The sequence below is a fragment of the Pseudorhodoferax sp. Leaf265 genome (assembly GCF_001422365.1).
Lineage (GTDB): Bacteria > Pseudomonadota > Gammaproteobacteria > Burkholderiales > Burkholderiaceae_C > Pseudorhodoferax.
Map to the genome: position 1 here is coordinate 17,849 of NZ_LMMT01000007.1, position 25,648 is coordinate 43,496.

The 25,648-nt window shown below is 68.9% G+C and carries 23 protein-coding genes and 1 pseudogene; 13 read left to right on the forward strand and 11 right to left on the reverse strand.

Translation table 11 applies throughout. The features are described 5' to 3' along the window. Positions 1-6: 6 nt before the first annotated feature. Both ASF45_RS08585 and ASF45_RS08590 read right to left on the reverse strand, forming a co-directional pair. Entirely contained in the window at positions 7-615 is a 609-nt protein-coding gene (locus tag ASF45_RS08585; RefSeq protein ID WP_235580860.1) for a 2-dehydro-3-deoxy-6-phosphogalactonate aldolase, read from the reverse strand. A 34-nt stretch (positions 616-649) separates the two neighbouring features. Next, positions 650-1,546 carry a 2-dehydro-3-deoxygalactonokinase gene (locus tag ASF45_RS08590; protein WP_056660012.1) on the reverse strand — a complete coding sequence of 299 codons (897 nt, stop codon included), beginning with the start codon at positions 1,544-1,546 and terminating at the stop codon, positions 650-652. A 71-nt stretch (positions 1,547-1,617) separates the two neighbouring features. On the opposite strand from ASF45_RS08590, the gene ASF45_RS08595 reads away from it, so the two are divergent. Next, positions 1,618-2,001, forward strand: coding sequence for a hypothetical protein (locus ASF45_RS08595; protein ID WP_056660015.1), 384 nt, complete (start codon positions 1,618-1,620; stop codon positions 1,999-2,001). A 6-nt stretch (positions 2,002-2,007) separates the two neighbouring features. Here ASF45_RS08595 and ASF45_RS08600 read toward each other — a convergent pair whose 3' ends face one another. Next, complete coding sequence (locus ASF45_RS08600) at positions 2,008-3,708, reverse strand: DEAD/DEAH box helicase (protein ID WP_056660018.1); 1,701 nt, start codon at positions 3,706-3,708, stop codon at positions 2,008-2,010. A 261-nt stretch (positions 3,709-3,969) separates the two neighbouring features. Between ASF45_RS08600 and ettA the strand changes: the two genes are divergently transcribed. Further along, entirely contained in the window at positions 3,970-5,631 is a 1,662-nt protein-coding gene (gene ettA, locus ASF45_RS08605; protein WP_056660021.1) for an energy-dependent translational throttle protein EttA, read from the forward strand. Here ettA and ASF45_RS08610 read toward each other — a convergent pair whose 3' ends face one another. Both ASF45_RS08610 and ASF45_RS08615 read right to left on the reverse strand, forming a co-directional pair. Next, positions 5,632-6,984, reverse strand: coding sequence for a TAXI family TRAP transporter solute-binding subunit (locus ASF45_RS08610; protein WP_056660024.1), 1,353 nt, complete (start codon positions 6,982-6,984; stop codon positions 5,632-5,634). Then, on the reverse strand, positions 6,981-7,991 hold the full coding sequence (locus ASF45_RS08615; RefSeq protein WP_056660028.1) for a P1 family peptidase: 1,011 nt from the start codon (positions 7,989-7,991) through the stop codon (positions 6,981-6,983). The genes ASF45_RS08610 and ASF45_RS08615 overlap by 4 nt, the downstream gene beginning before the upstream one ends. A 138-nt stretch (positions 7,992-8,129) precedes the next feature. Here ASF45_RS08615 and ASF45_RS08620 point away from each other — a divergent pair, with 138 nt between their 5' ends. Both ASF45_RS08620 and ASF45_RS08625 read left to right on the forward strand, forming a co-directional pair. Then, positions 8,130-10,304 carry a bifunctional diguanylate cyclase/phosphodiesterase gene (locus ASF45_RS08620; RefSeq protein ID WP_056660357.1) on the forward strand — a complete coding sequence of 725 codons (2,175 nt, stop codon included), beginning with the start codon at positions 8,130-8,132 and terminating at the stop codon, positions 10,302-10,304. 106 nt (positions 10,305-10,410) lie between these two features. Next, a pseudogene (locus tag ASF45_RS08625) lies at positions 10,411-12,576 on the forward strand (putative bifunctional diguanylate cyclase/phosphodiesterase). 9 nt (positions 12,577-12,585) lie between these two features. Here ASF45_RS08625 and smpB read toward each other — a convergent pair. After that, positions 12,586-13,062, reverse strand: coding sequence for an SsrA-binding protein SmpB (gene smpB, locus ASF45_RS08630; RefSeq protein ID WP_056660032.1), 477 nt, complete (start codon positions 13,060-13,062; stop codon positions 12,586-12,588). A gap of 69 nt (positions 13,063-13,131) precedes the next feature. Between smpB and ASF45_RS08635 the strand changes: the two genes are divergently transcribed. Continuing rightward, on the forward strand, positions 13,132-13,575 hold the full coding sequence (locus ASF45_RS08635) for a type II toxin-antitoxin system RatA family toxin (protein ID WP_056660034.1): 444 nt from the start codon (positions 13,132-13,134) through the stop codon (positions 13,573-13,575). Then, entirely contained in the window at positions 13,572-13,913 is a 342-nt protein-coding gene (locus ASF45_RS08640; protein WP_056660037.1) for an RnfH family protein, read from the forward strand. Before ASF45_RS08635 ends, ASF45_RS08640 begins: the two co-directional genes overlap by 4 nt. On the opposite strand, the gene ASF45_RS08645 is transcribed toward ASF45_RS08640, so the two are convergent. Continuing rightward, the gene (locus tag ASF45_RS08645; RefSeq protein WP_056660040.1) at positions 13,907-14,416 is read right to left on the reverse strand and encodes a DUF4124 domain-containing protein; all 510 of its coding nucleotides are present in this window, start codon (positions 14,414-14,416) and stop codon (positions 13,907-13,909) included. The two genes, ASF45_RS08640 and ASF45_RS08645, sit on opposite strands and share 7 nt — an antisense overlap. 69 nt (positions 14,417-14,485) lie before the next feature. Between ASF45_RS08645 and guaB the strand changes: the two genes are divergently transcribed. The 5 genes from guaB to ASF45_RS08670 all read left to right on the forward strand — a co-directional run bounded on the left by guaB (position 14,486) and on the right by ASF45_RS08670 (position 21,563). Beyond that, positions 14,486-15,955, forward strand: a complete 1,470-nt coding sequence (guaB, locus tag ASF45_RS08650) for an IMP dehydrogenase (RefSeq protein WP_056660043.1) — start codon at positions 14,486-14,488, stop codon at positions 15,953-15,955. A gap of 34 nt (positions 15,956-15,989) precedes the next feature. Next, positions 15,990-16,487, forward strand: coding sequence for a peptidoglycan-binding protein LysM (lysM, locus tag ASF45_RS08655; protein WP_056660046.1), 498 nt, complete (start codon positions 15,990-15,992; stop codon positions 16,485-16,487). Positions 16,488-16,545: 58 nt separating this feature from the next. After that, positions 16,546-18,159 carry a glutamine-hydrolyzing GMP synthase gene (gene guaA / locus ASF45_RS08660; RefSeq protein ID WP_056660049.1) on the forward strand — a complete coding sequence of 538 codons (1,614 nt, stop codon included), beginning with the start codon at positions 16,546-16,548 and terminating at the stop codon, positions 18,157-18,159. 62 nt (positions 18,160-18,221) lie between these two features. Beyond that, the gene (locus ASF45_RS08665) at positions 18,222-19,463 is read left to right on the forward strand and encodes a D-alanyl-D-alanine carboxypeptidase family protein (RefSeq protein ID WP_056660360.1); all 1,242 of its coding nucleotides are present in this window, start codon (positions 18,222-18,224) and stop codon (positions 19,461-19,463) included. 45 nt (positions 19,464-19,508) lie between these two features. Then, positions 19,509-21,563, forward strand: a complete 2,055-nt coding sequence (locus ASF45_RS08670) for an ATP-dependent DNA helicase RecQ (RefSeq protein ID WP_056660052.1) — start codon at positions 19,509-19,511, stop codon at positions 21,561-21,563. Between the two features lie 146 nt (positions 21,564-21,709). On the opposite strand, the gene ASF45_RS08675 is transcribed toward ASF45_RS08670, so the two are convergent. The 3 genes from ASF45_RS08675 to ASF45_RS08685 all read right to left on the reverse strand — a co-directional run bounded on the left by ASF45_RS08675 (position 21,710) and on the right by ASF45_RS08685 (position 23,882). Further along, positions 21,710-22,321: a LysE family translocator gene (locus ASF45_RS08675; RefSeq protein ID WP_056660055.1), complete on the reverse strand. Its 612-nt coding sequence runs from the start codon at positions 22,319-22,321 to the stop codon at positions 21,710-21,712. Next, a complete protein-coding gene (locus tag ASF45_RS08680; RefSeq protein WP_056660058.1) occupies positions 22,318-22,989 on the reverse strand; it encodes a B3/4 domain-containing protein in 672 nt (223 codons plus the stop codon). Before ASF45_RS08680 ends, ASF45_RS08675 begins: the two co-directional genes overlap by 4 nt. An 83-nt stretch (positions 22,990-23,072) precedes the next feature. Beyond that, complete coding sequence (locus tag ASF45_RS08685) at positions 23,073-23,882, reverse strand: AraC family transcriptional regulator (RefSeq protein WP_056660061.1); 810 nt, start codon at positions 23,880-23,882, stop codon at positions 23,073-23,075. A 356-nt stretch (positions 23,883-24,238) separates the two neighbouring features. Here ASF45_RS08685 and msrB point away from each other — a divergent pair, with 356 nt between their 5' ends. Further along, a complete protein-coding gene (gene msrB, locus ASF45_RS08690) occupies positions 24,239-24,682 on the forward strand; it encodes a peptide-methionine (R)-S-oxide reductase MsrB (protein WP_056660064.1) in 444 nt (147 codons plus the stop codon). A gap of 1 nt (position 24,683) precedes the next feature. Then, complete coding sequence (gene msrA / locus ASF45_RS08695) at positions 24,684-25,190, forward strand: peptide-methionine (S)-S-oxide reductase MsrA (protein WP_056660067.1); 507 nt, start codon at positions 24,684-24,686, stop codon at positions 25,188-25,190. 151 nt (positions 25,191-25,341) lie between these two features. On the opposite strand, the gene ASF45_RS37065 is transcribed toward msrA, so the two are convergent. Beyond that, on the reverse strand, positions 25,342-25,647 hold the full coding sequence (locus ASF45_RS37065) for a DUF6691 family protein (RefSeq protein WP_369802109.1): 306 nt from the start codon (positions 25,645-25,647) through the stop codon (positions 25,342-25,344). Position 25,648 lies beyond the last annotated feature (1 nt).

Genomic DNA, 25,648 nt, shown 5'->3' on the forward strand with positions numbered 1-25,648 from the left:
GCGACTTCAGGCAGCCTGCGTGCCGTGCCAGGCCGCCGCGAACGCGCGGGCGTCCTGCGCCACGGCCACTGCGCTCTTGCCGGGCTTGTACAGCGCCGAGCCGATGCCGCAGCCGGCCGCGCCAGCGGCGCGCCACTTGGCGATGTTGGCCACCGAGACCCCGCCCACGGGCAGCAGCGGCGTGCCGGCCGGCAGCACGGCCAGCAAGGCCTTGACCACGGCGGGCGAGCCCATCTCGGCCGGGAACAGTTTGAGTCCGTGCGCGCCGGCCGCGAGCGCGCCGAAGGCCTCGGTCGGCGTCAGGATGCCGGGCAGGCAGACCATGCCCAGGCGCACGGCCTCGCGCACGACCTCGGCGTCGAAGTTGGGCGCCACCACCAGGCGGCCTCCGGCGCCGTGCACTTCGCGCACCTGGGCCGCCGTCAGCACGGTGCCCGCGCCGACCAGCTTGGACGGGTGGCTTGTGGCCAGCAGCGCAATGCTGTCCAGCGGCTGCGGCGAGTTGAGCGGCACCTCGAGCATGGCGAAGCCGGCCGCATCCAGCGCCCCGCCGATGGCGGGTGCCTCGGCCGGCGTCAGGCCGCGCAGGATGGCGACCAGGGGCAGGGTGCGCATGGCTGCGCTCAGGAGATCGTGGGTGGGCATGGGATCAATCCAGGATGCGGGCCAGGGCATGCAGCCCGGCCCAGGTGGCTTCGGCACCGAGCCGGCGGCTCGCAACGCCGTGGACTTCGAGCGCGAGCGCGTAGCGGGCTGCGAGCAACTCGGAACCGATCAGCACGACCGACGCATCGGACCTGGGCGCGGCACCGTGCAGCTCGGCACCGATCACGAGGCCGGAGAGGTAGCTGGCCATCCTGTCGGCATCCAGCTGGCCGAACAGCGTGAGCGCGCGGGCGCCGAAGGCGTGGTGCAGCAGGCCGCCCGCATCGCGCGCGCGGGCCACGCCCTGCACGAAGGCCGCCTCGTCGAACGGGGCCTCGGCGTTCAGTGTGCGCGCGAGGATGGAATGCTGGCTCAGCAGCGCATAGACCTCGCCGGTCATGAAACTGCGAAACCCGGTCACGCGGCCAGCCTCGGCCCGAGCCCATTTGCTGTGCGTGCCGGGCAGCACGAAGAGGCCGTCGGCCTGGCCGCTCAGCCGCATGGCGCCGAAGATCTGCACCTCCTCGCCGCGCATCACGTCGGGCAGGCCGCCCTGGTCCATGGACAGGCCCGGCACGATGGCCACCGGGCTGCGTGCGCCAGGCACCCAGGCCAGCTGTGCTGCGAGTTCGGCAAAGCCGGCCGGGCAGGGGCAGTAGGGTGCTTCCAGCCAGCCCTGGCGGCTGCCGGCCATGCCGGAGACCAGGCAGCGCGCGCTCTGGGCGCGCCAGTCGCCGAAGCACTCGTCGAGCACGGCCTCGAAGCCGCCGCCCGGCACGCTCAGGATGCCGCGTGCCAAGCCGCGCTGCTCCAGCACCTGGCCGTCGGCCGCGATGCGCGCGCCGCGCAGGGAACTCGTGCCCCAATCGATGGCGAGCAGGGGGGAAGAAGGGGAGGGCATGGGCGGCGTTTATACCGCGCCGGCACGGCAGGCCAGACGCGACAATGCCGGGTTTTCCGAGGACTTCCCAGATGCCCCACTTTCGCAAGACGATTCTGTTCACCGACACCGATGGCCGCGCCCGCTTCAAGGAGGAGGACGTGGCACTGGACGAAGGCACGCCGCAGTCAGCGCTGTCGGCGCTGCAGCCCAGCGGCGGCTACCAGCTGCGCGAGAGCCCGGTGGGCTTTCGCAGCCAGTTCCATGTGACGGTCACGCCGCAGTGGGTGGTGATCTTGTCGGGCCAGATGGAGATCGGCCTGCAGGACGGAAGCTCGCGCGTCTTCGGTCCTGGGGAGCATTTCTACTCGGCCGACGTGCTGCCGGCCGGCAGCACCTTCGACGCCAGCGTGCACGGGCATTGGAGTCGCCAGGTCGGCGACCAGCCCCTGCGCACGCTGTTCATCAGGGACTGAGCCGACTCAGCGGCCGTAGCCGCCGCCACCACCGAAGCCGCCGCGGGAACCGCCGCCGCCGTGGCCACCGCTGCGGCCGCCGCGACCGCCACCACCGCCGCCGAAGCCGCGGTTGCGGCCGCCTCCGCCCATGCTGTCCACGCTGGTGCGCATCGGATCAGGCTGACCGCCCGCGGTGTTGCGCGGTGCCGGCTTGGCACGGCCACCCAGCGTGGAAGTGCGCAGCGGATCGGGCTGGCCGTGGCCGCCACCGTTGCCGCCGTAGCCACCACCACCGCCGGCGCCGTTGTGGCGCGGGCCATTGTGGCCTCCGGCCGGTCGCCCGCCACCGCCTTGCGGTCCGCGTTGCTGCTGGCCTTGCGCCGAGCGGCCTGCGCCGTTGCCGCCTTGGCCACGGCCAGCACCACCACCACCGTTCTGGCCCTTGTTGTCGCGCATGCGCTGCATCATCTCGCTGCGCGCGGCCTTGGCCGCGGCGGCCATGACTTCGCGGCTCGGCGGCTTGCCGGCACCACCCCACAGGGTCTGGCGGCCCATGGCGATCGGCTCGCCCTTCTCGCCGGGCTCGGGGCCGAAGCCTTCCAGCACCTGCACCGGGATGCGCTGCTTGGTGAAGTCCTCGATGTCCTGCATGAAGCCTTCCTCGTCCATGCAGACCAGGTTCACGGCCTCGCCGCTGGCGCCGGCGCGGCCGGTGCGGCCGATGCGGTGCACGTAGTCTTCGCTGACGTTGGGGATCTCGTAGTTCACGACGTGCGGCAGCTCGTCGATGTCGATGCCGCGGGCCGCGATGTCGGTGGCCACCAGCGCGCGGATGTCGCCGCTCTTGAAGCCTGCCAGTGCCTGGGTGCGGGCACCCTGGCTCTTGTTGCCGTGCAGCGCCATGGCGGTCACGCCGTTCTTGGACAGGAACTCGGCCACGTGGTTGGCGCCGAACTTGGTGCGCGTGAAGACCAGCACCTGGCTCCAGTTGTGCTGCTGGATGATGTGCAGCAGCGCGGCCTTCTTCTTGGCGCGGCCGACCGGGTGGATCACCTGCGTGATGCGCTGCACCGTGGTGTTGCGCGGGGTCACCTGGATCGATTGCGGGTCGCGCAGCAGCGTGGCGGCCAGCTCGCGGATCTCGTCGCTGAAGGTGGCCGAGAACAGCAGGCTCTGCTTGGCCTTGGGCACCACGGCCAGCACCTTCTTCACGTCGTGGATGAAGCCCATGTCCAGCATGCGGTCAGCCTCGTCGAGCACCAGCATCTGCACCTGGCCCAGGTCCAGCACACCCTGCTGCAGCAGGTCGAGCAGGCGGCCGGGGGTGGCCACCAGCACGTCCACACCGGCCTTGACCTTGTTGATCTGCGGATTCATGCCCACGCCGCCAAAGACCACGGTGGAGGTGAGGTTCAGGTACTTGCCGTAGGTCTGGACGGATTCCTCGACCTGGGCGGCGAGTTCGCGCGTGGGCGTCAGCACCAGGGCGCGGATGCCCTTGCCGTTGAACTTGTTGCGCGGGGCTTCGGATTGCGAGAGGCGCTGCAGCAGCGGCAGCGTGAAGGCGGCGGTCTTGCCGGTGCCGGTCTGGGCGCCGCCGAGCAGGTCGCGGCCTTCGAGGATGACCGGAATGGCCTGGGCCTGGATCGCGGTGGGAGTGTCGTAACCCTGCTCGCGCACGGCTTGCAGGATGGCCGGAGCCAGGTTCAGTTCGTCAAATGTCATGGACAACAATGGGGCACCCTTCCAGGGCGCTATGGAATCGGCCTGTCGCGATGGGGAGCCATCGCACCAGTCTTAGGCAGACGTATTGGATTGAGAGTAGGGCGTCGGCTGCAGCAGTGATGCGCGAAACCCCCCAGCAGAGTGCTGGTGCGATGGCCAACTGGAAGGCCACCGACCGGCGCATTGTCGCACGCAGACGATAATCCCCCATTCGGCCGGTCTCCACGGCCCTTCTTTTTTGCTCTGTCCAGGACCTTCTGAATGGCCCAGTACGTCTACACCATGAACCGCGTCTCCAAGACCGTGCCGCCCAAGCGGCAGATCTTGAAAGACATCTCCCTGTCCTTTTTCCCCGGCGCCAAGATCGGCGTGCTGGGCCTGAACGGCTCCGGCAAGTCCTCGCTGCTCAAGATCATGGCCGGCGTCGACAAGGAATTCGAGGGCGAAGCCATCCCCATGGCCGGCCTGTCGATCGGCTACCTGGAGCAGGAACCCAAGCTCAACCCCGAGCACACGGTGCGCGAAGCGATCGACGAGGCCATGGGTGAGGTCAACGCCGCCAAGGCCCGGCTGGAGGAGATCTACGCAGCCTATGCAGAAGAGGGCGCCGACTTCGACGCGCTGGCGGCCGAGCAGGGCCAACTGGAGGCCGTGATCGCCGCGGCCGGCACCGACTCGGAGCACCAGATCGAGATCGCCGCCGATGCACTGCGCCTGCCGCCATGGGACGCCAAGATCGGCCTGCTGTCCGGTGGCGAGAAGCGCCGCGTGGCGCTGTGCAAGCTGCTGCTGTCCAAGCCCGACATGCTGCTGCTCGACGAACCCACCAACCACTTGGACGCCGAGTCGGTGGAGTGGCTGGAAGTGTTCCTGCAGCGCTTCAGCGGCACCGTGGTGGCCATCACCCACGATCGCTACTTCCTGGACAACGCGGCCGAGTGGATCCTGGAACTGGACCGCGGCCGCGGCATCCCATGGAAGGGCAACTACAGCACCTGGCTGGAGCAGAAGGGCGAACGCCTGGCGCAAGAGCAAAAGAGCGAGGAAGCCCACGCCAAGGCCCTGAAGAAGGAGCTGGAATGGTCGCGCCAGAACCCCAAGGCGCGCCAGGCCAAGAGCAAGGCGCGTCTGGCCCGCTTCGAGGAACTGTCGGACGTCGACTACCAGAAGCGCAACGAGACCAACGAGATCTTCATCCCCGTGGCCGACCGCCTGGGCCAGCAGGTGTTCGAGTTCAAGGACGTCAGCAAGAGCTTCGGCGACCGGCTGTTGATCGACAAGCTGAACTTCAACATCCCGCCGGGCGCCATCGTCGGCATCATCGGCCCCAACGGCGCCGGCAAGTCCACGCTGTTCAAGCTGATCGCCGGCCGGGAGCAGCCCGACAGCGGCGAGGTCATCGTCGGCCAGACCGTCAAAATGGCCTTCGTCGACCAGCACCGTGACGAACTCGCCGACAACAAGACCGTGTGGGAAGACATCTCGGGCGGGCTGGACATCATCAACGTCGGCAAGTTCCAGATGGCCAGCCGCGCGTACGCCGGCCGCTTCAACTTCAACGGCCAGGACCAGCAGAAGAAGGTCGGCAACCTGTCGGGCGGCGAACGCGGCCGGTTGCACCTGGCCAAGACGCTGATCCAGGGCGGCAACGTGCTGATGCTCGACGAGCCGTCGAACGACCTGGACGTGGAAACCCTGCGCGCGCTGGAAGACGCCCTGCTGGAATACGCCGGCACCGTGCTGGTCATCAGCCATGACCGCTGGTTCCTGGACCGCATCGCCACCCACATCCTGGCGGCCGAAGGCGACTCGCAATGGGTCTTCTACAACGGCAACTACCAGGAGTACGAGGCCGACAAGAAGCGACGCCTCGGCGAAGAAGGCGCCAAGCCCAAGCGCGTGCGCTTCAAGGCGCTGAAGTAATCAGTCGCCCGTGTCCAGGCGGCGCGCAAGGATGCGTTTGCGCGCCGCGTGGATGTTGTGCCGCAGCGCGTACAGCTCGTCCGCGTAGGAGAGCGGCACCGCCACCTTGTCGACCACGCGGTCGAGGTGATCCAGCTGCTGCAGCAGCCGGTCGGGCGATGCGTCGGCATCACCGGTGCGCGCCTCGATCTCGCGCAGTTGCGCGTACCAGCGGAACACGCGCTTGCGCACCCGGAAGGTGTAGAGCGGCGGCACCACGCGCGACAGCGGCAGCAGCAGCACCAGCAGGCCACCCAGCACCAGCCACATGCGTTCGACCAAGTTGCTGGCCCAGAACGGCAGGTAGCGCTGCCAGAACGGCGGCTGGCCGTTGATGGCGCGGTCGCCCTCGCTGCTGACGGGCAGTTCGCTGGTGCGCGTGTTCGGGAAGTCGCGCACGCGGTTGAACCAGCCGGCACCGCCGTGGATGCCTTGCGCGGCCTGCGCCAGCAGTTGGCGCAGCGCGGGATGGGTCTGCTCGCGCACCAGCAGCGAGGTCGTCGCCGCCAGCATGGAGACGTCGTCGCCCGGCAGGTCCTTGGCCAGGTCGACGATGCCCCGCGGCAGGCTCACGGACGAGAAGAACGGGAAGATCCGCGTGTAGGCATCGCTCTGGCGCAGGTCCACCAGCGCGACACCGGGCGCGCGCAGCAGGCGCTGCACCAGCGGTGACTCGGGGGCCGAGGCCAGCACCATCACGTCGAGCAGCCCGCCTTCCAGCGCCTCGGTGGCCGGGCTCTGCGCCAGGTGCGAGACCTGCATGGCGGCCGGGTCGAGCCGGTTGGCGCGCAGCATGCGCTCCAGGATGTCGGGCACGCCGCTGCCGGCCTTGTCCACGTTCACGCGCAAGGGCCCGAGCGCGGCCAGCGACTGCAATGGTCCCGCACGCCGCTGGGCCGGGCGCAGCGCGTCGGGCCGGTAGAAGATCCACAGCGGCTCGTAGAACAGCGCGCCCAGCGACTGCAGGCCGGCCTCCTCGTCGGCCACCGGGTCGGCGCTGCCGCCGCGCACAAAGGCCGCCTCGGCCTCGCCGCGGCGCAGCAGTGCGAGGTTGTCGAGCGAACCGTCCGTTGGCACCAGCTCCACCGTGATGCCATGGCTGCGCAAGGCATCGGCGTAGCGCTGGCCGAAGGCCGCGTAGGCGCTGCCGGCCGGGCCAGTGGCCAGCCGCAGGCTGGTCGGCGGCTGCGGCTGCAGGTACCAGTAGGCCGCGGCCAGGATGGCGATGGGCAGCAGCACCAGCGGGCCGGCAGAGACCAGCAGGTCGCGCAGGCCCAGCAGTGCGAGCCGCAGCGTGCGTGGCAGGGATGTCATGGGCGGGCGAAGTCGCGTGCCGCTGGCAACTGCAGGTCGCCCACGCGCACCGCCTCGGCCGCCCACACGGCCTGCAGCACGGCCCGCGCCACGGCCTCTGCCGCCATCGTCGCCAGCACCATCATGCCGGGCGAAGGCGACGGCGCGAGGCCCGTGGCCAGCGCGAACACCGTGTCGCCATCCGACATGGTGTGCACCGGGTTGATGGTCCGGGCCAGCCCGTCGTGGCCGGCCTGGGCCAGGCGGTGCGCCTGCGGCTTGGTGATGGCCGCATCGGTGGCGATCACTGCCAGCGTGGTGTTGGTGCCCGCCAGGATGGGGCGGGGCGCCTCGCCGGCCAGCAGTGCGCGGCGTGTGTCCAGCAGCGCCCGGCCATCGACCGTGCGCGCACCGGCGACCACGCGGCCCGTGGCCGGGTCGACCACGTCGCCGAGCGGGTTGGCGGCCACCAGCGCGCCGACGGTCACGCCGTCCACGCTGACGCTGGCCGTACCGATGCCACCCTTCATGGCGCGCGCCGCGCCGAACACCTTGCCCACCATGGCACCGGCGCCGGCGCCCACGTTGCCCTGCGTCGGCGCCGCGCGGCTGGCAGCGGCGCAGGCGGCATAGCCGGCGGCGGCGTCGGGGCGGATGCGGGCGTCGCCCAGGGGCAGGTCGAACAGCACGGCAGCCGGCACCAGCGGCACGGTGGCGAAACGCACGTCCAGTCCCACGCCTTGCTCTTCGAGCCAGCGCATGGCGCCGTCGGCCGTGGCCAGGCCGAACGCGCTGCCGCCGGCCAGCATCACCGCATGCACGCGTTCGACCAGGTTGGACGGTGCCAGCAGGTCGGTCTCGCGCGTGCCGGGCGCGGCGCCGCGCACGTCCACACCGGCCACGGCGCCGCCGCGCGCCAGCACCACGCTGCAGCCGGTCGGCCGGCGGGAATCGGTGAAATGGCCGACTTCGATGCCGGCCACGTCGGTGATGGCGCCGGCATGGGCCGGCCAAGTAGGCGAAGACATGGGCGGCGATTATGGGCGGGCCGGGCCCCACGATCTGTCCTTAAATTGGTGATAAATGCGCAGATCAATCGGACGGTATTGGCAATAATGAAGCCTTCGCCACACGCGCTTGCGGACCACAAGGGGCTGCACGGTTCGATGAGCTTTCTTCCCACCTCGTACGACGTCTGGGGCGTTCTGGCCTCCGTGCTGATCGCCAGCGCGGCGTCCTATGTGACGCTGGATCTGGCGCGGCGCGTGCGCCAGCCCGATCGGCTGGCGGCGCTGCTGTGGTGGTTGGGTGGATCGCTGGTGATGGGCACCGGCATCTGGTCCATGCACTTCGTGGGCATGCTGGCGTTCTCGCTGCCGATCCAGGTGGGCTACACGCCCGGGCTGACGGCAGCCTCCTTCGCCGCGGCGGTGTTCACCTCGGGCGTTGCCCTGGCCATTGCCAGCCTGGGGCGGCTGGGCCTGATGCGCGTGCTGGTCGGCGCCGGTGTCATGGGCCTGGGCATCTGTGCCATGCACTACATGGGCATGGCGGCGCTGGACATGGCGCCCGGTATCGTCTGGAACATGGGCTGGGTGGCGGCCTCGGCGGTGATCGCCGTCGGCGCCTCTGCGGTGGCGCTGTGGCTGTTCTTCTGGCTGCGCGGTTTCCAGGGCCTGCAGGGCTGGATCTACCAGATCGTGGCCGCGGCCGTGATGGGCCTGGCAATCGCCGGCATGCATTACGCCGGCATGGCGGCCGCCTCGTTCCCGCAGGACGCCGTCTGCCTGAGCGTGAACGCCCTCGGCGGCCGCGGGCTGGCCATCGCGGTGGGTGTGGCCTGCGTGCTGCTGTTGCTGCTGACGCTGGCGGTTTCCTCGTGGGACTACCGCATGCAGCGCCGCACGGCCAGGCTGTCGTCCTCGCTGCAGGCGGCCAACGCCGAGTTGCAGTCGGCCAACGACGAACTGCACCGGCGCGCCTTCAGCGACCCGCTGACCGGTCTGCCGAACCGGTTGCTGTTCGAGGACCGGCTGGCCCACGCCCTGTCGCGGCACGAACGCGCCGACGAGCGCATCAGCCAGCGCAAGGCCGAGCGCATCGGCGTGCTGTTCATCGACCTGGACGGCTTCAAGCCGGTCAACGACATCTTCGGCCACGCCGCCGGCGACGCGGTGCTCAAGGCCGCGGCCGGCCGGCTGCAGCAACTGGCGCGCAGCAGCGACACGGTGGCACGCGTGGGCGGCGACGAATTCCTGCTGCTGGTGGAAGACGCCGGCAGCGTGGCCGACTGCATGACACTGGGCGGCCGCGTGGCGCAGGCCCTGAGCCAGCCCTTCGATGTGGCAGGGCGCAGCGTGCAGATCGGCTGCTCCATCGGCGTGGTGGTCTATCCGGACCAGGGCGAGCGCAACAAGCTGGTCGCCAATGCGGACGCCGCCATGTACGTCGCCAAACGCAACGGCGGCAACAGTTGCGCGCTGTTCGAGGCGCACATGGACCGCAGCGCCGGCGAACAGCTGAGCCTGCTCAGCGACCTGCGCCAGGCCCTGGCGCGTGGCCAACTGGCCCTGCATTACCAGCCCAAGATCGATGGCAAGCGAGGCCAGGTGCACGGGGTGGAGGCGCTGCTGCGCTGGCAGCATCCCGAGCGCGGCCTGGTGGAGCCGGAGGAGTTCATCCCGCTGGCCGAGCGCTTCGGGCTCATCAACCAGCTCGGCGGCTGGGTCATCGAGGAGGCCTGCCGGCAGATGCATGCCTGGGCCGACCAGGGCCTGCGCATGCGCGTGTCGGTGAACCTGTCGGTGCACCAGCTGCGCGAGAGCGACCTGGTGCAGCGCATCGAGCAGGCGCTGCAGCGCAACTTCGTGCCGGCCTCGCAGCTGCTGTGCGAGATCACCGAATCGGTGGCCATGGAGGACATCAAGGCCACGCAGCGCACCTTCGACAACCTCGCGCGCATCGGCGTGTACCTGTCGATCGACGACTTCGGCACTGGCTACTCCAGCCTGAGCTACCTGCGCCAGTTGCCGGCCCGGCAGTTGAAGATCGACCGCAGCTTCGTGCAGGACCTGGAAAGCAGCAACGACGCACGCGCTGTGGTCGATGCGGTGATCCGCCTGTCGCACGCCCTGGGCCTGCGCGTGGTGGCCGAGGGCGTGGAGACCGCAGCGCAGCATGACATCCTGCTGCAGATGGGCTGCGACGAGCTGCAGGGCTACCACTTCGCCCGGCCGATGTCGGCACTGGCGTTGCAGTCCTGGGCGCAGGATGGCGACAACCACCGCGGTGCCGGCAACGCTCCGCTGGCGTTTTCCGACTCGGTGCTCGGCAACGTCTGATGCTCGGAAAATCGCACAAAAGTTTCGCCTGAATGGTACGATTCCAGTAACAAATAGAAGCCGCACTGCGCAGTTCGCGTGGGAGCGCGAGGCTGGAGGTGTTCCGATGCTCTATCTCCCGACTTCGCACGACCCCTGGGGCGTCCTGGCCTCGGTGGTGATCGCTGCGCTGGCGTCCTATGTCGCACTCGACCTGGCCGTGCGGGTGCACCGGCCGGAGCGGGCGGCAGCATTGCTGTGGGGATCGGGGGGCTCGCTGGTGATGGGTGTCGGCATCTGGTCCATGCACTTCATCGGCATGCTCGCCTTCTCCTTGCCCACCCGGCTCGGCTACAGCTACGGCCTGACCCTGGCATCGCTGTTTGCGGCGGTGCTGACCTCGGCCGTGGCGCTGGGCGTGGCCAGCCTGGGACGTCTGGACGCGACACGGCTGGTGGCCGGCGCCCTGGTCATGGGCACGGGCATCTGCGCCATGCACTATGTCGGCATGGCGGCGCTGGACATGTCGCCTGCCATCGTCTGGGATGCGGCCTGGGTGATCGCCTCGGCCATCATCGCGGTGGTGGCCTCGGGCGTCGCACTGTGGCTGTTCTTCTGGCTGCGCAGCTTCGACGACCTGCGGCGTCGGCCCTACCAGTTCGGTGCAGCCGCCGTCATGGGCCTGGCGATTTCGGGCATGCACTACGCCGGCATGCAGGCCGCGGCCTTTCCCGAGGGCACGGTCTGCCTGAGCATGGACGCGCTGGGTGGGTCCGGCCTGGCGGTGACGGTGGGCCTCGTCTGCGCGCTGCTGCTGGCCGCGACGCTGGCACTGGCCGCGCTGGACAGCCGGGTCCAGCGCAACACCGCGTCCCTGGGAGTTGCCCATGAACGGCTGCGAACGGCGGAATCGGCCAACGACGCACTGCACCGGCGCGTGTTCAGCGATGCGCTGACGGGTTTGCCGAACCGCCTGCTGTTCGAGGACCGGCTGTTGCACGCCCTGCAGCGGCACGACCGCGCGGCCGAGCGCGGCGGCACGCGCAAGCCCGAGAAGATCGGCGTGCTGTTCATCGACCTGGACGGCTTCAAGCCGGTCAACGACATGTTCGGCCACGCTGCCGGTGACACCGTGCTCAAGGAGGCCGCGGACCGGTTGCGGCGACTTGCCCGCAGCAGCGACACCGTGGCGCGCATGGGCGGCGACGAATTCCTGTTGCTGGTGGAGGATGCCGGCAGCGTGGCCGATTGCATGGCGCTAGCGGCGCGCGCGGTGCGCGTGTTGGACGCGCCGTTCGAGGTGGGCGGGCGCACCGTGCGGGTGGCCGGATCGGTCGGCGTGGCGGTCTACCCAGACCATGGCCTGCGCGACAAGCTGGTGGCCAATGCCGATGCGGCCATGTACGCGGCCAAGCGCAACGGCGGCAACGGCTGCGCCCTGTTCGAGGCGCACATGGACCTGAACACCGGCGAGCAGATGAGCCTGCTGAGCGACCTGCGCCAAGCCGCGGCCCGCGGCCAGTTGGTGCTGCACTACCAACCCAAGATCGACGGTCGGCGCGGGCAAATCCACGGCGTGGAGGCGTTGCTGCGCTGGCAGCATCCGGTGCACGGCATGGTGGCGCCGGACCGGTTCATCCCGCTGGCCGAGCGTTTCGGCCTCATCAACCAGTTGGGGGCCTGGGTCATTGAAGAGGCCTGCCGGCAGATGGCGGCCTGGGCCCGCGAAGGCCTGCACATGCGTGTGTCCATCAATGTCTCGGTCCACCAACTGCGCGAACCCGATCTGGTTCAGCGCATCGGCCGGGCCCTGCAGGCACACGCACTCGCGGCCTCGCAGTTGCTGTGCGAGATCACCGAGTCGGTGGCGATGTAGGACGTGCAGGAGACCCAGCGCGTCTTCGACGACCTGGCGCGCATCGGCGTGTTCCTGGCGATCGACGACTTCGGCGTCGGCTACTGCAGCCTGAGCTACCTGCGCCAGCTGCCGGCGCACCAACTCAAGATCGACCGCAGTTTCGTGCGGGACCTGGAACAGAGCAAGGATGCGCGCGCCGTGGTCGATGCCGTGATCCGGCTCGCGCATGCGCTGGGCCTGCGCGTGGTCGCCGAAGGCGTGGAAACCGCTGCCCAGAGCGAGATCCTGCTGCACATGGACTGCGACGAACTGCAGGGCTACCACTTCGCACGACCCATGCCGGCTGAAGCCTTGCTGGCATGGGCTCGCGGCCAGAGCCAGGGCCAAGCTGAGCCGCCGCTGGTGTTCACGGCCTCGGTGCTCGGGACGCTGTGAGGCGCGGCCTCAGCGGTTGCGCGACTTCATCGCGCGCTCGACCTCGCGCTTGCCTTCACGGTCCTTGATGGTGTCGCGCTTGTCGTGCTCGGCCTTGCCCTTGGCCAGCGCGATCTCGCACTTCACGCGGCCGTCCTTCCAGTGCAGGTTCAGCGGCACCAGCGTGTAGCCCTTTTGCTCGACCTTGCCCGTGAGGCGCTTGATCTGCTCCTTGTGCAGCAGCAGCTTCTTGGTGCGCACGGCGTCGGGGTTCACGTGCGTGGAGGCCGAGCGCAGCGGGTTGATCTGGCAGCCGACGATGAACATCTCGCCGTCGCGCACGATCACATAACCGTCGGTCAGCTGCACCTTGCCTTCGCGCAAGGCCTTCACTTCCCAGCCTTCCAGCACCATGCCGGCCTCGTACTTCTCCTCGAAGAAGTAGTTGAAGGCGGCCTTCTTGTTGTCGGCGATGCGGGAGGAGCTTGCTTGGGGTTTCTTGGCCATGGCCTGTGCAGGTGGGGACAAACGCCTGCGAAGCAAGCCTGTCTAGAATCCGGCGGAACCCGTGATTCTATGAAAACCGTCCAGAAGTCCGTCCTGATCTGGTACAGCGCTGAGCAGATGTTCGATCTGGTGGCCCAGGTCGACCAGTACCCCCAGTTCCTGCCCTGGTGCGACCGCGCCGCCGTGCTCGAGCGGCACGCAGACGGCATGACGGCCGAGGTCGGCATCGCGTTTGCCGGCATCCACCAGAGCTTCACCACGCGCAACACCCATGTGCCAGGCCGGCAGATCGGCATGCGGCTGGTCAAGGGGCCGTTCTCCAGGCTCGAGGGCGACTGGAGTTTCCAGCCCGTGGGCGACGGCACGCACGACGCCTGCCGCGTTGGCCTGGAGCTGCGCTACGGCTTTTCCAGCATGGCGTTGGGCGCTGTCGTCGGACCGGTGTTCGACCGCATCGCCGGCAGCCTGGTCGACGCCTTCGTCAAGCGCGCCGAGCAGGTCTACGGCGGATGACGCACTCCATCACCGTCGAGGTGGTGGCGGCCGCCGGGCCGCGGCAGGTGCTCGAGACCCGTGTGCAGTTGCCGTCCGGTGCCTGCCTGGCCGACGCCTTGCGGGCCGCCCAGGCGCAGCAGGCCTTCGCAGGCCTGGTGCTGGCCGATATGCCTACCGGCATCTGGGGGCGCAAGGCTGCTGCGTCGCAGCGCCTGCGCGAGGGTGACCGTGTCGAGTGCTACCGGCCGCTGCTCGTGGATCCCAAGGTCGCGCGGCGCGCGCGTTTCGCGCAGCAGGGTGCACGCGCGACGGGTCTGTTCGCCAAGCGCCGGCCAGGCGCCAAGGCCGGTTACTGAAGCTGGGCGCCCGGCGCGCAGTCGCGCGCGATGATGTCCTGCGTGCGGCGCGTCTCGGCAGCACGCTGGGCATCGTCGAGGAATTCGCGCTCGCCCTGGGCGTTGGTGCGCGTGATCCGGATGCCCGAATCCAGGCTGGCCTTGTTCTGCCGCGCGCGCGCGCAATTTTCGGCGCGCGCCTTGGCCTGCACCTCCTGCGCGGCCTTCTGCCTGGCGGCTTCGGCGGCCTCGGCCTGCTGGCGGCGCTGCTCGAGTTCCTTGTCCTGGCCGCCGGGGGGGGCGGGCAGAGCGGCGGCCGGTGCCGAGGCCGGCGCCGGAGCGGGAGCCACAGCGCGCAGCGTGCCGCTGGGCCGCTGCACGATGTTCCTGTCGGGAATGTCGGCCGGCGGCGGCCGGTCGCTGAACACAGGCTTGCCATTGGCGTCGCGCCACATCCATTGGGCCGCAGCCGGCATGGACAGGGCCGTACCAAGGGCAAGCAACAGAGCAACCGCAGTGCGCATCGGGGCAGTGTAGCGGTCGGCTTCCGCGCAAATCTCACGCGGGTACAATCTTTTTTTTGGAGCTTTCTCATGCGCCTCCTCGGAAAAGCGCTCACCTTCGACGATGTGTTGCTGGTGCCGGCGTTCTCCCAAGTCCTGCCCAAGGACACGTCCCTCGCGACGCTCTTCTCCCGCAACATCAAGTTGAACCTGCCGCTGGTGTCCGCTGCCATGGACACCGTGACAGAGGCGCGCCTGGCGATCGCCATCGCGCAAGAGGGCGGCATGGGCATCGTGCACAAGAACCTCACGGCGCAGCAGCAGGCCGCCGAAGTGGCGCGCGTCAAGCGCTACGAATCCGGCGTGCTGCGCGATCCGGTGGTGATCACCGCGGACCACACGGTGCTGCAGGTGATGCAGCTGTCCGATGAGCTGGGCATCTCCGGCTTCCCGGTGCTGGAAGGCGGCAAGGTCATCGGCATCGTCACCGGCCGCGACCTGCGCTTCGAGACCCGCTACGACGTCAAGGTGCGCGACATCATGACGCCGCGCGAGCGGCTGATCACCGTGCCCGACGGCACCACGCTGGTCGACGCGAAGGCGCTGCTCAACAAGCACAAGCTCGAGCGCCTGCTGGTCGTCAACGACGCCTTCGAGCTCAAGGGCCTGATCACCGTCAAGGACATCACCAAGCAGACCAGCTTCCCGAACGCGGCGCGCGATGCCTCGGGCCGCCTGCGCGTGGGCGCGGCCGTCGGCGTGGGCGAGGGCACCGAGGAGCGTGTCGAGGCCCTGGTCAAGGCCGGTGTCGACGCCATTGTGGTCGACACGGCCCACGGCCACAGCAAGGGCGTGATCGAGCGCGTGCGCTGGGTCAAGCAGAACTACCCGCAGGTCGACGTGGTTGGCGGCAACATCGCCACCGGGGCGGCCGCGCTGGCGCTGGTGGAAGCCGGTGCCGACGCGGTCAAGGTCGGTATCGGCCCGGGCTCGATCTGCACCACGCGCATCGTGGCGGGTGTCGGCGTGCCGCAGATCATGGCGGTGGACAGCGTGGCCACAGCACTGCAAGGCTCCGGAGTCCCGCTGATCGCCGACGGCGGCATCCGCTACAGCGGTGACATCGCCAAGGCCATCGCAGCCGGCGCCCACACGGTGATGATGGGCGGCATGTTCGCCGGCACCGAAGAGGCGCCCGGCGAGGTGATCCTGTTCCAGGGCCGCAGCTACAAGAGCTACCGCGGCATGGGCAGCATCGGCGCGATGCAGCAAGGCAGCGCCGACCGCTACTTCCAGGAAGCGACCACCGGCAATCCCAACGCCGACAAGCTCGTGCCCGAAGGCATCGAAGGCCGCGTGCCCTACAAGGGTTCGATGATCTCCATCGTCTACCAGATGGCCGGCGGCGTGCGTGCCAGCATGGGCTACTGCGGCTGCGCCACCATCGAAGAGATGCGCAGCCAGGCCGAATTTGTGGAGATCACCACGGCCGGCATCCGCGAGAGCCATGTGCACGACGTGCAGATCACCAAGGAAGCGCCGAACTATCGGGCAGAATGACCCGCGTCCCCCAACCGTATACAAGGAGCGATCCATGGGTCTGATGTCTTTCATCAAGGAAGCCGGCGAGAAGCTGTTCGGCAAGAAGCCCGAGGTGGCCGCGGCCGCCGCCGAGCCCAGCAGCCAGGAGAAGCTGGCCGCGGCGAACGCAGTGGCCTCCAAGGCCATCGGCGACTACATCCGTACGCAGAACCTGCCGGCCGATGCCCTGACGATCGCTTTCGACGGTGCGACCCAGGTCGTGACCGTGTCCGGTACCGTGGCCACGCAGGAGATCAAGGAAAAGATCGTCCTGTGCTGCGGCAACGTGGAAGGCGTGGTCGGCGTCAACGACGAGATCGTCTCGACCGAGCCGGCCGACCTGAGCCAGTACCACACCGTGGTGCGCGGCGACACGCTGTCGGCCATCGCCAAGAAGTTCTACGGCAACGCCAACGCGTACCCGAAGATCTTCGAGGCCAACAAGCCCATGCTCTCGCACCCGGACAAGATCTACCCCGGCCAGGTGCTGCGCATTCCGCCGCAGGCCTGATCCCCACGCATCTCCACGGCACGGGCAGCACACGCTGCCCGTTTCACTTTCGCAAGCCATGAACCACGACAAGATCCTCATCCTCGACTTCGGCTCCCAGGTCACGCAGCTGATCGCCCGGCGCGTGCGCGAGGCCCACGTGCTCAGCGAGGTCCATCCCTGTGACGTGACGGATGAATGGGTCCGTGCCTACGCGGCCGACGGCCACTTGAAGGGCGTGATCCTGTCGGGCAGCCATGCCAGCGTCTACGAGGACACCACCGACAAGGCGCCGCAGGCCGTGTTCGAGCTCGGTGTGCCGGTGTTGGGCATCTGCTATGGCATGCAGACCATGGCGCACCAGTTGGGCGGCAAGGTCGAGGGCGGCCACAAGCGCGAGTTCGGTTTCGCCTCGGTGCGCGCGCGTGGCCACACCCGGCTGTTCGACGGCATCGAGGACTTCGCCACGCCCGAGGGCCATGGCATGCTGGACGTCTGGATGAGCCATGGCGACAAGGTCACCGAGCTGCCGCCCGGCTTCAAGCTCATGGCCAGCACCGACAGCTGCCCCATCGCCGGCATGGCCGACGAGGCGCGCCGCTTCTACGCCGTGCAATTCCACCCCGAGGTCACGCACACCAAGCAGGGCCACGCGATCCTGGAACGCTTCGTGCGGGGCATCTGCGCGGCGAATGCCGACTGGGTCATGAAGGACCACATCGCCGAAGCCGTGGAGCAGATCCGCGCGCAGGTCGGCGACGAGGAGGTGATCCTGGGCCTGTCCGGTGGCGTCGATTCCAGCGTCGCTGCGGCCTTGATCCACCGCGCCATCGGCGACCAGCTGACCTGCGTGTTCGTGGACCACGGCCTGCTGCGCCTGAACGAGGGCGACATGGTCATGGACATGTTCGTCGGCCAGCTGCACGCCAAGGTGATCCGCGTCGATGCCAGCGACCTGTTCCTGGGCAAGCTGGCCGGCGTCAGCGACCCCGAGGCCAAGCGCAAGATCATCGGCGGCGAGTTCGTCACGGTGTTCAAGCAGGAAGCAGCCAAGCTGACCAGCGCTGGTGCCAAGGGCGCCAAGTGGCTGGCCCAGGGCACGATCTACCCCGACGTGATCGAGTCCGGCGGCGCCAAGAGCAAGAAGGCCGTCACGATCAAGAGCCACCACAACGTGGGCGGCCTGCCCGAGCAGCTGGGCCTCAAGCTGCTGGAGCCGCTGCGCGACCTGTTCAAGGACGAGGTGCGCGAACTCGGCGTGGCACTCGGCCTGCCGCCCGAGATGGTCTACCGCCACCCCTTCCCGGGCCCGGGCCTGGGCGTGCGCATCCTGGGCGAAGTGAAAAAGGAATATGCCGACCTGCTGCGCCGCGCCGACGCGATCTTCATCGAGGAGCTGCGCAAATTCCGCGACGACGCCACCGGCAAGACCTGGTACGACCTGACCAGCCAGGCCTTCACCGTGTTCCTGCCGGTCAAGAGCGTGGGCGTGATGGGCGACGGCCGCACCTACGACTACGTGGTCGCGCTGCGTGCCGTGCAGACCAGCGACTTCATGACGGCCGACTGGGCCGAGCTGCCCTATGCGCTGCTCAAGAAGGTGTCCAGCCGCATCATCAACGAGGTGCGCGGCATCAACCGCGTGACCTACGACGTGAGCAGCAAGCCCCCCGCGACCATCGAGTGGGAGTGAACTCCTGCCTGCAGGCCGAGTCTGCCCCCCAACCACCATCCGTTTTCCTGTCCCTGCGCACCGTGCAAGCCAACCGTTCCCTGCTCCTCTCCGCCGTCCTCGCGATCGCCGCCGGCGGCTTCGTCCCATCCACCGCGTCCTTCGCCGCGCAGCATGCCTCCAAGGCGGCGTCCAGCAAGGCTGCAGCGCAGAAGAAGGGGGCGACAGCGCCTTCCGTCACACCATCCACCGAACCCGGCGGCCCGCCGGTGCTGGCGGCCAAGGCCTGGCTGGTGATGGACTACGACTCCGGCCAGGTGCTGGCGTCCGAGAACCCCGATGAGGCGCTGCCACCGGCCTCGCTGACCAAGATGATGACCAGCTTCCTGGTCGAGCAGTCCATCCGCAACGGCAAGCTCAAGCAGGACGATCTCGTCTCGGTCAGCGAGAACGCCTGGTGCCGGGGCTCGGGCACCGAGTCCTGCATGTACCTGCCGCTCAACAGCCAGGCCACGGTGATCGACATCCTGCGCGGCATCATCGTGCAGTCGGGCAACGACGCGTCCAAGGCGATCGCCGAGCACATCGCCGGAACCGAGGAGAACTTCGCCAAGCTCATGAACACCGAGGCCAAGCGCCTGGGCATGGCGCAGACGAACTTCGTCAATGCCACGGGCCTGCCGGATCCCGCACACAAGGCCTCTGCGCGCGACCTCGCGATCCTGGCGCGCGCCATCATCCACGACAGCGCCGACTTCTATCCGATCTACGCCGAGCGCGAGTTCACCTACAACAAGATCAAGCAGGGCAACCGCAATGCCTTGCTCTACACCGATCCCACGGTGGATGGCCTGAAGACCGGCCACACCCAGGAAGCAGGCTACTGCCTCGTCACCTCGTCCAAGCGCAACGGCATGCGCCTGATCACCGTGATCCTCAATGCCAACAGCATGCAGGCGCGCGCCGACCAGACGCGTGCGCTGCTGAGCTGGGGCTTCGGCCGCTTCGAGAAGGCCACGCCCATCCAGCCGGATGCGCAGGTGGCGCTGGCCAAGGTCAGCTTCGGCAAGGCCGACACGGTGCCCGCCGTGCTGGGCGCGCCCTGGACCATCACCGTGCCCAAGGGCCAGAAGCTGGAGACGGCGGCCCAGATCAATGCCGAGCTGGAGGCCCCCGTGGCCAAGGGCGCGGTGATCGGCAAGGTGGTGGCCACGGCGGGCGGCAAGCCCGTGGCCGAGGCGCCACTGGTCGCGCAGACCGATGTCGAGCGCGCGGGCTTCCTGCTGCGAGCCTGGCAGCACCTGCTGCGCCTGTTCGGCAAGTAAGCCGCCCGGCGTCGGCCTGACAGGGCTCTTGCAGCACGGCACACCATGCCGGCCCTTGCCGACGCCCATCTGCGCCAGGTCCTTGCCGCCATGGCGGGCCCGGCGGCCCGCCCGCGGGAGGACCAGCTGGCCGCCGTCGCCGCGCTGGTCGAACAGCGCGACCGCGTGCTCGTCGTGCAGGCCACGGGATGGGGCAAATCCGCCGTGTACTGGGCCGCGACCTCGGCCCTGCGTGCCACCGGAGGCGGCCCCACGCTGATCGTCTCGCCGCTGCTCGCGCTGATGCGCGACCAGGTCGATGCGGCGGCCCGTGCAGGCCTGCGCGCAGCCACCATCAATTCGACCAACCTCGACGACTGGGACACCGTCTTCGAGGACATCGCGGCCGACCGGCTGGATGTGCTGCTGGTGTCGCCCGAGCGCCTGGGCAACGCCGGCTTCGCCCGGCGCCTGCCCCAGCTGCTGGCCACCAGCGGGCTGGTCGTCATCGACGAAGCGCACTGCATCTCCGACTGGGGCTTCGACTTCCGCCCCGACTACCAGCGCCTGTCCAGGACGCTGCTGGGCATCGCGGCCGGCACGCCCGTGCTGGCCACGACCGCCACGGCCAACCACCGCGTGACCGAGGACATCGCGCGCCAGCTTGGGCCGGACACGCGCACGTTCCGCGGCTCGCTCGCGCGCTCATCGCTGCGCCTGGCCGTGGTGCCCGGGCTGGGGCCGCTGGAGCGGCTGGCCTGGGTGGCGGACGCGCTGGACAGCTTCGCCGGCTCGGGCATCGTCTACGCGCTGACCGTGGCCGACACCGAACGCATCGCCGGCTTCCTGCGGTCCTGCGGCTTCGACGTGGCGGCCTACCACGGAGGCCTGGAGCCGGACGCGCGCCAGCGCATCGAGGACGACCTGCGCCGCAATGCGCTCAAGGCCGTGGTCGCCACCTCCGCGCTGGGCATGGGCTACGACAAGCCCGATCTGGCCTTCTGCATCCACGTCGGCTCGCCCTCGTCGCCCGTGGCCTACTACCAGCAGGTCGGCCGCGCCGGCCGCGCGCTCGACGACGCCCTGGCCGTGCTGTTGCCGGCCGAGACCGATGCGCGCATCTGGGCCTACTTCGCGACGGCCGGCGTGCCCGACGAGCGGCGCGTGGGCCAGATCCTCGGCGCGCTGGCCACCGGCGCGCAGGGCCTGGTGGCGCTGGAGAACAGCACCGGCATCCGGCGCGGCCGGCTGGAAGGCCTGCTCAAGATCCTGGCGGTGGAGGAGGTGGTGCAGCGCGAAGGCTCGGCCTGGGCCTTGAGCGGCAAGCCCTGGACCTTCGACGCCGCGCGCTGGCAGGCGCTGGGTGCGGTGCGCGAACGCGAGGCAGGCCTGATGCGCGCCTTCGCCGCGGGCCAGGGCTGCCTGATGCGCTTCCTGCAGGAGGCGCTGGACGACCCCGCGCCCAGCGACTGCGGCCGCTGCAGCGTGTGCACCGGCCGCCTGCCTGCGCCCGGAGCGCAGCCCGGCCCGGCGCGCGTGGAGGCGGCGCGGGTGTACGCGCGCGGGCAGGACGTGGTCATCGAGCCGCGCAAGCTCTGGCCCACGGGCGGCGCGCGCAAGGGCCGCATCGCGGCCTGCAGCGAGGGCCGCGCGCTGGCCTTCGCCGACGACGCGGGCTGGGCCGATGTGCTGCTGCCGCTGTTCTCCGCGCCCGATGCGCCAGCGCCGCAGGCGGTGCTCGACGGTGTGGTGGCCGTGCTCGGCCGTTGGCGGGCCCGCTGGGGCGCACGTCCCATGGCCGTGGTGCCCATGCCCTCGGGCACGCACCCGATGCTGCTGCAGTCCGTGGCCGAGCATGTGGCGCGCAAGGGGCGCTTGCCGGTGGTGGATGCGCTGCAGCTGGCGGGGCCGCTGCCCGATGCCGACCTCGCCTCGGGCGCCAAGGTGGCGGCGCTGCATCGGGCGGTGGTGCTGCAGGCCGGGGTGGAGGTGCCGCGCGGGCCGCTGCTGCTGGTCGCGGACCGCTACCGCAGCGGCTGGACCGTGACCGTGGCCGCCGCGCTGCTGCGCGAGGCGGGGGCGCCGGCCGTGTTGCCGCTGGTGCTGCACCAGGCGCCTTGAGGGTGGCGGTTCGAGAAGCCCCAAAGCCCCTTGGCGCCGGCTGCTTCATGGCGTAGGGCAGTGCTCGCAAGGGCTTGGTGAGCGACTTCGGCAGCGTGGCATGAAGTGGGTGTCGGCCCTTGGCCACGCCGCAGAAAGCGCTGACGCTACAGGCGCACCAAGGCCAGCCTGGCCGCCAGTGCGACGAAAGTCACCGCGAAAGCCCGCCGCATCCAGTGGAGGACACCCGGACGCGAAAGAACACGGTCGCGGAAACTGGCAGCGATGACCCCATAGGCAGCGAAGACGGCGAACGTCATTGCCATGAAGGCGAGCGACAGCTCCAGCATGGTGCGTGTGGGCCGCGCTTCGCCGGGGCCGATGAACTGCGGCAGGAAGGCAAAGAAGAAGATCGACAGCTTGGGATTGAGCAGGTTTGCGAGGACCGCCTGCTGGATGACTTTCCCATCTGAATCGGCGAGACCGTCGGGCGCGATCTGCAAAGGCCCATCTGCCCGAAGCGTCATCCATGCCATGTAGAGCAGATAGGCAACGCCGACATACTTGATCGCTTCGAAGGCCATGGGACTGGCATGCAGGAGCGCAGCCAGACCGGTGATCGCTGCGAGCATGTGGGGCAGGGTCCCTAGCGTGCAACCCACGGCGGCGACGACCGACGCCCGTGCACCGCGCGCGAGACCAGCGGCCAGTGTCACGAGAGCGCCGGTTCCAGGCGACGCGATGATGACCAGGGACGTGAGCAGGAATTCGACGTTCATCGCACCGGCACCTCTGTGAGGGACGCTGCAGGCCAGAGCGCCGGGATTGCAACCTGCAACTGCGCGACCAATCGATCGACATCTGCATCCGCCGTGCCGTGCATGGCCTCCGCGACGATGAGCGCGTCTGTCGTCGTCTCCCGGACTGCCGAATGGCCGCTTTGCCGGTTCGCCCAACGCCGTGCGTGTGCGCGGCAGTTGTCGTCGGCGAAGATGATTTCCCCCGGGTCCGGATGCTCAATGTCTCCCGCAAATGTCACGTAGGTCTCCGTGCCAAGCGCAGGCCGCACCTGCAGCTTGCCATCGACCCTGGCGAGGTCGATTGCAGCGATGGGGATGGCATGCGCCGCTGACACGGCATTGCACAGGTCGACCAAGGGATGGACCGACGGCAGGTCGCCTTCCTTGCGAAGCCGGCGCACAAGCGCTTCAGCGGCGCAGCGGTACTGGGTTGGCTTCAATCCCATCTTCGCGAAAGCGCGCCGCCAAGCCTGGATTTCCGGCAGCTCACTCTCAGGTGCAAGTGCGATGCGCTCCCTGGCGACCGCGACGAAGTGGGCAATGTGCCTTGCCGCCGGGGCGGTGGATGTGAGGCCTTCCAGGCGAAGCACCCGCGTGCAAAGCTCAGGAAAGTCGCGGCGAATGCATGTGGCGTAGGAGAACAGCAAGATCGTGCCTTCGGCAAAGGGGGAGGGATTCGGCCCTGATCCTCCCCGCCGTCGGCCCACACGTCTTGAATGAAATTGCAGGCTCAGCCAACCGCCTTGGCGTACGTCCCCGGCGCCATGCCGAAACTGCGCACGAAGAGCCGCGTCATGTGGCTCTGGTCGGAAAAGCCACTATCCGCGGCCGCTTCGGCAAGCCGCGCCCCACCATCGATCAGATGGCGCGCGTGGTGGATGCGCCGCTGCATGAGGTAAGCATGGGGCGTCAGGCCAGTCGCCCTGGCGAAGGTTCGCAGGAACTGGTAGCGGCTGAGCCCGGCTTCGTGCGCCAGCGCGGACAGCGTCAGCGCCGCCACTGGATTCCCATCCATCAGGGCACGTGCCGACGCGATCCCGGGCGGGATGGACCCTGCATCGTCACGCCTGGCTTGCATCAAGCCGCCCAGCAAGAGCAACAGCGTCTCGTCCGCCTCCAATCCACCGTGGGCTGTGACGGGTGCCGTGATGACCTGGAAAAGCTTCCTGAAGAGGCTCGCCAGATGTTTGTCCGTGATTCTGGGCTGCGTGAACTCGATGGAAGATGCGGCCCATCCTTCAGAAAGCTCGGTGGTCAGCTTGGCAACGAGCGCAGGTTCCAGGTAGAGCATCCGCCAGGCCCGCCCGCCATCACCGATGGGTGCACCGTCATGCACTTCGCCAGGATTGACCGTGATGATCTCTCCCGCGACCGCTTCCACCACACCCCGGCCGCTCGCTGATCTCTGTGCGCCGCGCGTGATCAAGCCAATGCCGTACTGCTCGTGCGTATGACGGTGGAACGTGAGCGTCGTGTCGGCCTCCACGGCCTCCACGCCACTGGTCGAGCAGCGCAGCAGATCGAATCGCATGCGTTTCATTGGCAACCAAGGCGCGCCACATGCGCTTGAGGTTCGGCCGCACTGGATGGATGCGGGCCGACAGGCCGAATGAAAGTAGCAGCCACGCGACTGCTTGCCGATGGGGTGAAAACGTCCACTGGAAGCTCTGCTTCACCAGCCCGCTGGCGGACAAGTGAAATGGCAGGGGCCGTGGATTCCAGCAATTCGTTCAACGGACGCAAGAAAACGACTCCTCAATACCGGATTGCAGCACGCGATCTTGCCACCAAGCTGGCTGTATGCCCGCGGTGGCACAGGCGCGTTGCACAACGCGATTGAAAACGCCCCCGTCGGGCCCACCTGGGAGACCTGCAGACAACGAACTGGAACCGAAGATGCCTTACACCAAGTCTCCTGAAGCCATTGCCCGACTCACGCCCGAGCAGTTTCGCGTGACCCAGCAAAGCGGCACCGAACGTCCCGGCACCGGCGAGTACCTGGATAACCACGCGCCAGGCATCTATGTGGACATCGTCTCGGGCGAACCGCTGTTCGCATCGTCCGACAAGTTCGAGTCGGGCTGCGGTTGGCCCAGCTTCACCAAGCCCATCGTGCCCGCGTACGTGAACGAGTTGCGCGACACCAGCCATGGCATGGTGCGCACCGAGGTCCGGTCGGCGCATGGGGACAGCCACCTCGGCCACGTCTTCCCCGACGGGCCGGCCGACCGCGGCGGCCTGCGCTACTGCATCAATTCGGCCTCGCTGCGCTTCGTGCACCGCGACGCCATGCAGGCCGAGGGCTACGGCGAGTACCTGAACCAGGTCGAGGAGCTTTGAGATGGCGACCGAACGCGCAGTGCTGGCGGGCGGCTGCTTCTGGGGCATGCAGGATCTGATCCGCAGGATGCCGGGCGTCGTCTCGACACGGGTGGGCTACACGGGCGGCGATGTGCCCAACGCCACCTACCGCAACCACGGCAGCCATGCCGAGGCCATCGAGATCGTGTTCGATCCGGCGGTGCTGCGCTATCGGCGCCTGCTCGAGTTCTTCTTCCAGATCCACGACCCGACCACGCCGAACCGCCAGGGCAACGACCGCGGCATGTCCTACCGCTCGGCGATCTTCTTCGCCTCCGATGCCCAGCGGCGCGAGGCGTTGGACACCATCCAGGACGTGCAAGCCTCGGGCCTGTGGCCGGGCAAGGTGGTGACGGAAGTGGCACCCGTGGGCGACTTCTGGCAGGCCGAGCCGGAACACCAGGACTACCTGGAGCGGCATCCCGGCGGCTACACCTGCCACTTCGCGCGGCCCGGCTGGGTCTTGCCCCGGCGCGCTGCGGCCTGACGGGCCGTCACGCCCAGCGGCCAGCCGCTCAACGGCGCGGCAGGTTTCAGCCGCAGCGCAGATCCTGCAGCAGGCGCTTGGCCCCTTCGCCTGCGGGCCAGGTGGAGGGGCCGCGCACGGCGGCGCGCATGCCCCCTCGTCGCCGGGGGCGCTATCGCGCGCCTCGCGCTGCGCGGCCTGCCACAACAAGGGATCGATGCGCGGCACGAGCAGAGGAGGGATTGCAGTTCCTGTGCAGGGACGCGCATGGGCGGCGCCGTGGTGGCGGCTGCGCCATGCCCTTTCGGGCGCGGGCACGCCGCTCCAGCCACTCGAAGATGCCCATGCCAGCCAGTATGGCCAGCACGAACCCTGCGAGGTCCAGGAAGCCCAGCCCCCTGGTCGGATCGGCCATGCCGGAGACGATGAGGCCGAGGCCGAAGACCAGGCCTGCGAGCAGAGCGGTGACGAGGGGCATC

Bases quoted from the DNA above. Each gene is read 5' to 3' on its own strand.
- ASF45_RS08640 (WP_056660037.1), top strand. From the start codon at position 13,572: ATGACGCACTCCATCACCGTCGAGGTGGTGGCGGCCGCCGGGCCGCGG.
- ASF45_RS08600 (WP_056660018.1), bottom strand. From the start codon at position 3,708: ATGACATTTGACGAACTGAACCTGGCTCCGGCCATCCTGCAAGCCGTG.
- ASF45_RS08685 (WP_056660061.1), bottom strand. From the start codon at position 23,882: ATGAAACGCATGCGATTCGATCTGCTGCGCTGCTCGACCAGTGGCGTG.
- ASF45_RS08645 (WP_056660040.1), bottom strand. From the start codon at position 14,416: ATGCGCACTGCGGTTGCTCTGTTGCTTGCCCTTGGTACGGCCCTGTCC.
- ASF45_RS08635 (WP_056660034.1), top strand. From the start codon at position 13,132: ATGAAAACCGTCCAGAAGTCCGTCCTGATCTGGTACAGCGCTGAGCAG.
- msrB (WP_056660064.1), top strand. From the start codon at position 24,239: ATGCCTTACACCAAGTCTCCTGAAGCCATTGCCCGACTCACGCCCGAG.
- ASF45_RS08595 (WP_056660015.1), top strand. From the start codon at position 1,618: ATGCCCCACTTTCGCAAGACGATTCTGTTCACCGACACCGATGGCCGC.
- smpB (WP_056660032.1), bottom strand. From the start codon at position 13,062: ATGGCCAAGAAACCCCAAGCAAGCTCCTCCCGCATCGCCGACAACAAG.
- lysM (WP_056660046.1), top strand. From the start codon at position 15,990: ATGGGTCTGATGTCTTTCATCAAGGAAGCCGGCGAGAAGCTGTTCGGC.
- ettA (WP_056660021.1), top strand. From the start codon at position 3,970: ATGGCCCAGTACGTCTACACCATGAACCGCGTCTCCAAGACCGTGCCG.
- ASF45_RS08675 (WP_056660055.1), bottom strand. From the start codon at position 22,321: ATGAACGTCGAATTCCTGCTCACGTCCCTGGTCATCATCGCGTCGCCT.
- ASF45_RS08620 (WP_056660357.1), top strand. From the start codon at position 8,130: ATGAGCTTTCTTCCCACCTCGTACGACGTCTGGGGCGTTCTGGCCTCC.
- ASF45_RS08585 (WP_235580860.1), bottom strand. From the start codon at position 615: ATGCGCACCCTGCCCCTGGTCGCCATCCTGCGCGGCCTGACGCCGGCC.
- ASF45_RS08590 (WP_056660012.1), bottom strand. From the start codon at position 1,546: ATGCCCTCCCCTTCTTCCCCCCTGCTCGCCATCGATTGGGGCACGAGT.
- guaB (WP_056660043.1), top strand. From the start codon at position 14,486: ATGCGCCTCCTCGGAAAAGCGCTCACCTTCGACGATGTGTTGCTGGTG.
- ASF45_RS37065 (WP_369802109.1), bottom strand. From the start codon at position 25,647: ATGCCCCTCGTCACCGCTCTGCTCGCAGGCCTGGTCTTCGGCCTCGGC.
- guaA (WP_056660049.1), top strand. From the start codon at position 16,546: ATGAACCACGACAAGATCCTCATCCTCGACTTCGGCTCCCAGGTCACG.
- ASF45_RS08610 (WP_056660024.1), bottom strand. From the start codon at position 6,984: ATGACATCCCTGCCACGCACGCTGCGGCTCGCACTGCTGGGCCTGCGC.
- ASF45_RS08615 (WP_056660028.1), bottom strand. From the start codon at position 7,991: ATGTCTTCGCCTACTTGGCCGGCCCATGCCGGCGCCATCACCGACGTG.
- ASF45_RS08670 (WP_056660052.1), top strand. From the start codon at position 19,509: ATGCCGGCCCTTGCCGACGCCCATCTGCGCCAGGTCCTTGCCGCCATG.
- msrA (WP_056660067.1), top strand. From the start codon at position 24,684: ATGGCGACCGAACGCGCAGTGCTGGCGGGCGGCTGCTTCTGGGGCATG.